This is a genomic window from Caballeronia sp. dw_19 (assembly GCF_018449515.1).
Lineage (GTDB): Bacteria > Pseudomonadota > Gammaproteobacteria > Burkholderiales > Burkholderiaceae > Caballeronia.
Genome location: NZ_JAAVUQ010000013.1, coordinates 184490 through 193240, shown reverse-complemented (window position 1 = coordinate 193240; position 8751 = coordinate 184490). Strand labels below are relative to the sequence as shown.

8 protein-coding genes are annotated in these 8751 nt (G+C 61.3%); 4 read left to right on the top strand and 4 right to left on the bottom strand.

The annotated features are described in order from the left end of the window. Positions 1-85: 85 nt before the first annotated feature. Positions 86-1228, bottom strand: coding sequence for a DSD1 family PLP-dependent enzyme (locus HB376_RS19445; protein WP_213765289.1), 1143 nt, complete (start codon positions 1226-1228; stop codon positions 86-88). After that, entirely contained in the window at positions 1225-1896 is a 672-nt protein-coding gene (locus HB376_RS19440) for an HAD-IA family hydrolase (protein ID WP_213765288.1), read from the bottom strand. Before HB376_RS19440 ends, HB376_RS19445 begins: the two co-directional genes overlap by 4 nt. Positions 1897-1973: 77 nt before the next feature. Between HB376_RS19440 and HB376_RS19435 the strand changes: the two genes are divergently transcribed. Next, entirely contained in the window at positions 1974-2930 is a 957-nt protein-coding gene (locus tag HB376_RS19435) for a LysR family transcriptional regulator (protein ID WP_213765287.1), read from the top strand. A gap of 90 nt (positions 2931-3020) precedes the next feature. Further along, entirely contained in the window at positions 3021-4199 is a 1179-nt protein-coding gene (locus HB376_RS19430) for an aminotransferase class I/II-fold pyridoxal phosphate-dependent enzyme (RefSeq protein ID WP_213765286.1), read from the top strand. Between the two features lie 65 nt (positions 4200-4264). Here HB376_RS19430 and HB376_RS19425 read toward each other — a convergent pair whose 3' ends face one another. Beyond that, entirely contained in the window at positions 4265-4756 is a 492-nt protein-coding gene (locus HB376_RS19425) for an Lrp/AsnC family transcriptional regulator (RefSeq protein WP_213765285.1), read from the bottom strand. A gap of 154 nt (positions 4757-4910) precedes the next feature. Between HB376_RS19425 and HB376_RS19420 the strand changes: the two genes are divergently transcribed. Both HB376_RS19420 and HB376_RS19415 read left to right on the top strand, forming a co-directional pair. After that, positions 4911-6119, top strand: coding sequence for a M20 aminoacylase family protein (locus tag HB376_RS19420; RefSeq protein ID WP_213765284.1), 1209 nt, complete (start codon positions 4911-4913; stop codon positions 6117-6119). Further along, on the top strand, positions 6119-7327 hold the full coding sequence (locus tag HB376_RS19415; RefSeq protein ID WP_213765283.1) for a diaminopropionate ammonia-lyase: 1209 nt from the start codon (positions 6119-6121) through the stop codon (positions 7325-7327). The genes HB376_RS19420 and HB376_RS19415 overlap by 1 nt, the downstream gene beginning before the upstream one ends. Here the strand turns inward: HB376_RS19415 and HB376_RS19410 are convergent. After that, a complete protein-coding gene (locus HB376_RS19410; RefSeq protein ID WP_213765282.1) occupies positions 7324-8544 on the bottom strand; it encodes an FAD-dependent oxidoreductase in 1221 nt (406 codons plus the stop codon). The genes HB376_RS19415 and HB376_RS19410 overlap by 4 nt on opposite strands. Between the last annotated feature and the right edge of the window lie 207 nt (positions 8545-8751).

Genomic DNA, 8751 nt, shown 5'->3' with positions numbered 1-8751 from the left:
ACTAACCCCAAAACCGACCACCCCACCACCAACTCCGACCGACCAACCTCTTAACGCCCCAACCCCGCTCCCAGCGGGCCCCGTCCTACCAACCATAAAATCTCCCCCACACGACCACCTCACCCTCCTCCGAGCGCGCGTAATAAACGGGAAACTGCGCCCCGGTAGCGCATGCATGATTCGGCAAAATCAACAGCCGCGTACCAACCGGCAGATGTACGGAAACATCCCCGCCACGATGATCCACGTTCGCAAGAATGCCATGCTCCTGGTTCGCGCCCGTGAGCATATATCCATCAAGCGGTGCGCCATCGAGCATGCGAGCCTGCCCGTAACCGTAGTCGTGCGTTTGCTTCGCCGTGCCGCGATCACGACTCATCGCCATCCAGCCGGCATCGACGATAGCCCAGCCCTTGTCAACCTGATGACCAATGACCGTCGTCAACACGCTGAGCGCCAGATCATCCGTCGCACAGACACCAACGTTGCGCATGACGAGATCGAAGAATACATACACGCCCGCCCGCACCTCCGTGACGCCTTCAAGATGCCGCGCCGCAAGCGCGGTCGGCGTGGAACCAACACTCACCACATCACACGGCAAACCCGCGTCGCGCAAGCGCCCGGCAGCACGCACGCAACCCGCCCGTTCCTGTTCCGCAAGCGCCGCCAGCGCGTCGGGCGTGTTGAGATCGTAGCTCGACCCCGCATGGGTCATCACGCCACCAAGACGCGCGCCATGAGGCTCACCATCGCCATGCAGCATCCGCCCGATATCGAGCAAGCGAGACTCATCAGGCTGGACGCCGGAACGATGACCGTCGGTATCTATTTCGATCCACACCTCAAAGGTTTCACCATAAGCGCGGCCGAACTCGGCAACAGCTTGCGCAGCCTCCAGGTTATCGACGATCAGTTTGAGATCGCATCCCGCGCGCCGTAACGCCAGCGCGCGAGGCAGTTTCGACGCAACGATACCCACCGCGTACAGGATGTCGCTGAAGCCTGCCGCGAAAAACTGCTCGGCTTCCTTGAGCGTCGACACCGTGATGCCACGGGCGCCCGCATCGCGCTGCGCCCGCGCGACTTCCACACACTTCGTCGTCTTCACATGCGGACGGAACGCAACACCGAGCGTGTCCATCCGGCTTTGCATACGGGCAATGTTGCGCTCCATGCGCGGCCGGTCGATCAACGCGGCAGGGGTTTCGATCTGATCCAGAGTCATGACGTGGACGCTCCCTTCGATAAGTTGAATCCGCGTAGCCAAGGTAGCAGCGCGTCAAGCGTAGGTGCTTCGATCTCGGGCGCCTGCGCGCCTGGCACGCGCTCCAGACCCACGCGGTTATGCCAGTACGTGCGCAAGCCGGTCACGGCCGTGCCGAACATGTCATAGCTTGAACCCGCGACGAACGCCGCATCTTTCGCATCGACCTTTAGCCGGTCGAGCGCCATCTGATACGGCCGCGGGTCAGGTTTGTAGAAGCCCGCGCTTTCGGCGGTCACGATCACGTCCCAGTCGATATCGAACAGACCCGCAGCCTGCTCGCCGAGACGCTTTGAGCAGTTGGTCACGATCGCCAGCCGGCAATGCGGCGCGAGCTTGCGCAGCACTTCTTTCGCGCCGCTCCAGGGCGCAAGTTGCAGCCATTGCGCTTCCAGCACGCGGGCGGCCGATTCACGCAAGCCGACCTGCAACGCGGCCTGGCGTACGAGTTCCTCATAGGGAACGTAGGCGCCGCAGCCGTAGGTCAGCGCCAAGTATTCCGCGCGCCACGCGCGGCCCGCGGTTTCACTGCCGGCTGCACGATTCCACAGGCTCCATGAATCGAGCAGGGCGGTCAGCAGGTCGAACAGCACCGCTTTCGGATAAGTTGGGGTAGATTGATTTGGCATGATGGAAGCAACTTTACTAATGAAACCCTAAGCTGTGTTTAAAATCAGCCACATCTATCCTTAAGCAAAATTGAACGATGGAACTCGCTGACCTCAGGCTCGTCACCATGCTCGCGCGCTCGGAATCCCTGAGCGCGGCGGCGCGCGTCCTGAACGTGACGCCATCGGCGCTCTCCATGCGGCTCAAGAAGCTGGAGAAAGCGCTGGGCGTGACGCTCGCTACCCGCGATGCACGGCATATGTCGCTGACTGCGGACGGCGCAAGGCTGGCGCGCGAAGCACAAGGGTTGCTGAGCGCTATCGAGGCACTGCCGGACACCTTCCGCGATCAGACCGCGCAACTCGCCGGGCATATTAGGATTGCCGCGCCGTTCGGTTTTGGACGCGTGCATATTGCGCCGCTGCTGGCTCGGTTCGCCCGCGCGAACCCGGGGATTCGCCTGCAACTCGACCTGCTCGAAACACCGTGGCCCCAAAGCCATGCCGCCGATATCGTGATCCAGATCGGCACTGTCCGCGACTCGTCCTGGAGCGCGCGGCCATTGCTCGCGAACGAACGCTGGTTGTGCGCGAGCCCGGGTTATATCGCGGCACGTGGTTATCCGCGCGAGCCGCGCGAGATTCTCGAACACGACTGCATCTGTATTCGCGAGAACGATGAGGACGTGACGCTTTGGCGTGTGCGCCGGCGCAAGTCGGACGCGAGCAGGAAGCCGTCATCACCCACCACGCTGCGCGTCACGCCGGCGTTCACCACGAACGATGGCAGCGTCGCTCGCCGTTGGGCGGAAGAGGGCCTTGGGCTCGTGCTGCGCTCGCAATGGGATGTGGCGGACGCGGTCGCGGCAGGCAAGCTGGTGAGGCTCCTGAGCGAATGGGATTTCGGCAGCGCGCCGGTCATCGCACTGGTGCCTACGCGCAAGGGGCGTTCGCTGCGCATCCAGGCGTTGTTGAGTTATCTCGCGGCGAACCTGGGCGCGGAGACTGCCGGTGAGAGAACGAAAGCCCGAAGGGGCGCTGACGCAGGCGCTTGACGTTTGCGTTCCGGCGGACTTTATAATTGATTCGATCGAATTGAAATCATCGCGTGCCGGATCATTCGGCACGCTTCAGGGAGTGAGCGCATGAAGTATTCGAACCTCGTCGAGCGCCTGCAAGGCAAGCGCACGGCTGCATGGGAAATCCACCACGCCGCGCAGCAGGCTTTGCAGAACGGCGAGGACGTCATCATCCTGAGCGTTGGTGATCCAGACTTCGCTACGCCCGAAGTGATCGTCGATCGTGCGGTGGCGGCGCTGCGCGCCGGCGACACGCATTACGCGGAAGTGATCGGGCGCGAGCCGCTGCGCTCGGCCATTGCGCGGGATCACGCGCGTCAGACCGGCACGAGCGTGGATGCGAGCAATGTGATCGTGGTCGCGGGCGCGCAGAACGGGCTCTTCGCTACGTCCTTGTGCCTGTGCGAAGCCGGCGACGAGATCATCGTGCCCGAGCCGATGTACCTGACCTACGAGGCCAGCGTCCGCGCATCGGGCGCCACGCTGGTACCCGTGGCCGTTGATCCTGCGAGAGCATTTCATCTGGACTGCGCGGCGCTTGAGGCAGCGATCACCCCTCGCACGAAAGCAATTTTCTTCGCCACGCCCTGCAATCCGACCGGCGTGGTGATGCCGCGTGAAGACCTTGAACGTATCGCCGAACTGGCTCAGAAGCATGATCTCTGGATCGTCTCCGACGAGGTCTATGCAGACCTGACTTTTGAGCGCGAGCACGTGAGTATTGCATCGCTTGCGGGGATGGCCGAGCGCACCGTGACGCTTGGCAGTTTGTCCAAGTCGCACGCCATGCCGGGTTGGCGCGTGGGCTGGGTGATCGGACCGAAGACGCTCATCGAACATCTCGGACGGCTTGCGCTCTGCATGCTCTACGGCCTGCCGGGTTTTATTCAGGAAGCGGCGTTGACCGCACTCGAGAACCGCGCGCAGATCGTGGCGGACATGCGCGAGATTTACCGGCGGCGGCGCGACGTCGTGTTCAATCGTCTTCGCGATGTGCCGGGCCTGCATTGTTTGTTGCCCGAGGCAGGCATGTTCATGATGGTGGACGTGACCGGCACGGGCCTGGATGCCTACGATTTCAGTTGGCAGTTATTCCGCGCGCAAGGCGTTTCGCTACTCGATGCCAGCGCATTCGGCGAGACGGCGAACGGTTACGTGAGGCTGGGTTTTGTCGTCGATGAAACCCGGCTCGCGCAGGCTTGCGATCGTATAGCGGCGTTCGTCGGGGGATTGAGGCGGGCTTGACGCGAACGGCAAAGGGTTGAACTACGCTCAAGCGTTGACGACCGGCGGAGTCGGCGAAGCAACGCTCAAGCCGATCCGCTGTCAGCCTCTTCCGGGTCGTCGATCTGAATCTTCGTCTCGAACTTCGAGCAGTTCATCGCGAAGTTGCTCTTGAAGTTGCGCACGTTGTTGTTCGACGAAAACAACCGCCGCGTGAACGCGTGATACCGCTCCATGGACGCCGAGTTCACGATCAGCAGAAAGTCGAACTCGCCCGACACTTCGTAGCAGGCCATCACATCGCCTTCCGCCAGCATGCGGCGCTCGAACGCGCGCAATAGCGAGTCGTTCTGCTTGTCCAGTTCCACCGATACAAACACGGTCAGCGGCCTGCCGACCCGCATGCGATCAACAATAGCGACCTCCTTCAGCAACACGCCGTCCGAGCGCAACTGCGCGATCCGGCGCTGACAGGTTGCGACCGATGCATTGGCCTCGGTGGCAAGCACGCGTAGCGGCGTAGCCGCGTTCTCTTGCAGCAGGTTGAGGATTCGAACGTCCAGCCGGTCGAGTGCCATGGGGTGTCCTGGGATGAACGCAGCGTTTGTCGAGTTTAAGGGCTGAAAATAGAACGGAATTATCGGTCATCGGCATCTAAATGAGATTTTTTCTCAGTCGACGGTTCCTATACTGGAGCACAGCAGGAATCGAGCGGACACGGAGAGAAACACCATGAAAACAAGCAGCGCGGCGTTGGACTTCGATCATCAATTGACGCAGTGGCGACACCACTTTCATCGCGCGCCCGAGACGGGTTTCGAGGAACACGAGACGAGCGCCTTCGCGGCGGAGGTACTTGAGGGCTTCGGGCTTGAGGTAACACGGGGGATCGGCGGAACGGGATTCGTCGCGAGCCTGTCCTGCGGCGACGGTCGTGGTGTGATTGGTCTACGTGCGGAGATGGATGCGCTCAACATCCATGAGCAAGCACCGGAGCGCAGTCATGCGTCCGCTCGCGCCGGCAAGTCCCACGCTTGCGGACACGATGGTCACATGAGCATGGTGCTCGGTGCAGCGAAGCTCTTATGCGAGCGGCGCGATTTCAACGGGACCGTGCGTTTCATCTTTCAGCCCGCCGAAGAACATGGCAAGGGCGCGAAGGCGATGATCGCCGACAAACTGTTCGAGCGCTTTCCTGTAGATGAAATCTATGGTGTTCACAACATTCCAGGCTTGCGGGCGGGCGCCATCGCAACGCGGGCCGGCGGCATCATGGCGAGTGAAGATAACTTCGTTATCCGTATCAACGGTCGCGGCGGCCATGCTGCGCGACCGCATATGACCATCGATCCAATTGTGATTGCCGCAGAGATTGTGCTGGCTTTGCAGACGGTTGTATCGAGGAGTGTCGATCCCGGTGTGCCTGCGGTGATCTCCTGCACGGAGTTGTTCACCGATGGCATTCGCAACGCGATTCCGGGACACGTGATCATCAAGGGCGATACACGCAGCTACACGCCTGACGTGCAGCGCTTGCTCGAGAGCCGGATGCGCAGCATCAGCGAGGGTATTTGCGCGGCGCACGGCGCCGAATGTTCGTTCGAATACACGCATGAGTTTGTTCCCACGGTGAATACGCCGGAATGCGTTCCGACAGCGATCACGGCCGCAACGGCGATCGTGGGCGCGGCGAATGTAGACGGCAACGTTGCCCCGATGATGATCTCGGAAGACTTCGGCGCGTTCCTTCAGGTGGTGCCTGGAAATTTTGCGTTCATCGGCAATGGCGCCGAGGGCGAGCCGGGTGCAACGCCGCTTCACAACGCCCGCTACGATTTCAACGACGCTGTCTTGCCCATTGGCGCGCGTTATCTGGCTGAGATCGTGCGCACGAAACTGCCGGTCGTCCCTGACCAGAACCCGAACCAGAGGAAAGTTTGATGCTGCAACATAACACCAGCGCGCGCCGTGGGCGTTACGACGAATCGCTTCGCGGCATCCTGAACATTCAAGCCGCCGACGAAAGCCGCGCGTGGTTATCGACATGGGATGGATTGAACGCCGGTCCGACACCGTTGTGGGCTCTGCCGGATCTTGCTGCCCGACTGGGGGTTGGATCGATCAGGGTGAAGGACGAAGGCCATCGTTCCCCGCTTGGCAGCTTCAAGGCGCTGGGTGCACCCATTGCGCTGATCCGTTTGATTCGACGCCTTTGGCCTGAGAAGGACTTCGTTCCGGCGAAGTTAACCGCTGGGCATTACAAGGCGTTGCTGCAGGACTTCACGGTCATCAGCGCGACCGATGGCAATCACGGCCGTGCATTGGCCGCGGCTGCGCGCAGTATTGGTTGCCGGTGCGTGATCGTGCTGCATCGCCACGTGAACGATGAACGGCGTATCGCCATAGAACAGTTGGGTGCGCAGATCGTGCAGATCGACGGCAACTATGACGAGTCGGTGAAGGAGGCCTCGCGCCTGGCAGAAGAGCACGGCTGGCACGTCGTTTCTGATACCTCATACGACGGATATGAAACTATCCCGCGCGATGTGATGCAGGGATACGGGACGATCGCCGCCGAGGCAATCGAGCAAGGTGGCGAAGATCCTTATACGCACGTGTTCATTCAGGGTGGCGTGGGCGGACTGGCGGCTGGCGTCGTCAGTTATTTCGCCGAACGCTTCGGCGAGCGGCGGCCGCTTTGCGTGATTGTCGAGCCGGGCCAGGCGGATTGCCTGTTTCAAAGCGCGGTCAGAGGACGGGCAGCGCTCGCTACCGGCTCTGTCGACTCGATCATGGCTGGCCTTGCTTGCGGAGAGGCATCGCCGCTTGCGTGGCGTTTCCTGGCCGTTCTCGCCGATTTCTTCATGACCATTTCCGACGATGCCGCCGTCGATGCCATGCGGATCTTCGCCCAGGGTGCTGAGCGCGATGTGCCTGTCGTGGCGGGGGAGTCGGGCGCGGCGGGTCTTGCCGGGCTTATCCAGGCGAGCAGCAGCGCGGAAGATCTCGCTGCGCTCGGGCTCGATGAACGGTCGAGCGTGCTGCTGCTGAACACAGAGGGCGCTACTGCGCCGGCGTTATATGAGCAGTTGACGGGATTGCGCGCCGATGAAGTGCTGAAGGCGCAGCGACGCCGGCTGCCAGCCTAAGCGACTACCGAGACCGCGGGATCGGCCGCGGCGAATGCTGCTTCGCGATCGGCAGCAGGCGGATAGATCCACTCGGTGCAAATCTGCCGCTTGAGCGCTTTCGCTTCCGGGCCGACGAGCTTGATCTGGCGATCCCAGCCTTCGGTATAAACCGCCCCCCACGATCCGAGATCGAGGCACGTCACATATACCGGCTGCCGATAAGGCAAAAGCTCCACGCCGACCAGATCAGCCGCCACATTGTGGCCCCCGAACCGGCCCATGTTCATCGCGTGCTGGCATGACATGAGCGCGTGATTTCCCGCGTCGTCGGTAGCGGCGAAGGCGACATCGCCGGCGGCGAAGATGTCTTCTGTTCCCAACACACGCAGATCCGCATCCACATGCAAGCGACCAAGCCGGTCGCGCTCGGCGTCAAGCTTTTTCGTGAGCGCGTTGGCCCGCATGCCCGCTGTCCAGATCACCGTCTTTGTATCGATGCGCTCGCCGGTCGATGTGACGATCCCATCGGTATCGATGGCGCTCACTGCTGTGCCCAGACGCAGCGTTATGCCGAGTTCAGTCAACGCCTGCTCAATCACAGGCCGGGGACCGAGGCCAAGATCCGGGCCTACTGCATCGGCTTGTTCTATCACGATCACATTCACGGACGCGGTGCTCCCCAGCACGGACCGCAAGCGCTCCGGAAGCTCAGTCGCTATCTCGATGCCCGTAAATCCGCCGCCCACCACGACCACCGTGTTGCGCGCGGGCGTATCAAATTGATCGGCGAGCTTGCCGAGATGTGCTTCGAGAAGCGCAGCGTCCCCGATCTGGTCGATGCTGAACGCGGCCGTAGCGAGGCCGGGCAGCGGAGGACGAAAGAGCGAACTTCCGCTAGCCAGCACAAGCTTGTCATACCGGACCGCGAATGTGTTTCCGTCCGCGCCGACCGCCGCGACTTCGTGGGCCGCCGCACGAATGTCGCTCACGCTGCCCTGGACAAAGCGAACCCCGGTTGCCTCGAAGAGCGGCAGCAAAGGCGCTTTCATGCCTAGTGGATTGGATTCGTGAAGACGCGGCCGGACGTGCAGCATTGGCTCGGGCGCAATCAAGACCACTTCGATTCGCTCTCCCGACTTGTTTGCGATGTCCAGTAGGCGAGCCGCACCCAGCGCGCTCCACATGCCGGCGAAACCGGCCCCGACTACCAATATTCTCTTGCCGCTATCAGTCATTTTTCAGTTCCATTCATTGATCAGGTCATTTCACTTCGATGCCATGCGTTGTGATTTTCAGGATCGAGATCTGAGGCCTGTTATTCGCATAACTACGACTATAGATGTCGTAGTTATGTTTGGCAAGCGCATACTTCGTCGATATTTTTTCAGATGATCGTGGTGCGACGGATTGGATATCCATGAATTATGCTTTAAACAGCGCAT

Coding starts and splice junctions, on each gene's coding strand:
- HB376_RS19445 (WP_213765289.1), bottom strand. CDS start 1,228: ATGACTCTGGATCAGATCGAAACCCCTGCCGCGTTGATCGACCGGCCG.
- HB376_RS19440 (WP_213765288.1), bottom strand. CDS start 1,896: ATGCCAAATCAATCTACCCCAACTTATCCGAAAGCGGTGCTGTTCGAC.
- HB376_RS19435 (WP_213765287.1), top strand. CDS start 1,974: ATGGAACTCGCTGACCTCAGGCTCGTCACCATGCTCGCGCGCTCGGAA.
- HB376_RS19430 (WP_213765286.1), top strand. CDS start 3,021: ATGAAGTATTCGAACCTCGTCGAGCGCCTGCAAGGCAAGCGCACGGCT.
- HB376_RS19425 (WP_213765285.1), bottom strand. CDS start 4,756: ATGGCACTCGACCGGCTGGACGTTCGAATCCTCAACCTGCTGCAAGAG.
- HB376_RS19420 (WP_213765284.1), top strand. CDS start 4,911: ATGAAAACAAGCAGCGCGGCGTTGGACTTCGATCATCAATTGACGCAG.
- HB376_RS19415 (WP_213765283.1), top strand. CDS start 6,119: ATGCTGCAACATAACACCAGCGCGCGCCGTGGGCGTTACGACGAATCG.
- HB376_RS19410 (WP_213765282.1), bottom strand. CDS start 8,544: ATGACTGATAGCGGCAAGAGAATATTGGTAGTCGGGGCCGGTTTCGCC.